Genomic DNA, 255 nt, shown 5'->3' on the forward strand with positions numbered 1-255 from the left:
TATACTCTACCCCTTCATGAAACTGAACACGATGAATCTCAGGACGTTTTTTCTCCTTGCCTTTTGTAAGCATTAACCCGTCACCTTCAATAAATAAGACAGGCGTTTTTTTCTTATCTTTCTGAGACGTCTCGTCTTGAAGAGGTGCTGTTTCTGTCCATTCTTGAATGGTTTCACCGACTTTTTGAGTGATAGTATGAATGGTCGTATGACTCAGCGAAAAAGATGTAAGAAGATTAATAGCTTCTTCTGCTT

General features: G+C 38.8%; 1 pseudogene. It reads right to left on the reverse strand.

Going from position 1 to position 255, the window contains the following annotated elements:
* Positions 1–255: pseudogene (locus ACYQ2O_RS13430) on the reverse strand (ISLre2-like element ISAot1 family transposase); the annotation flags it as partial.

It is taken from the genome of Alkalibacterium sp. m-11 (assembly GCF_054658155.1).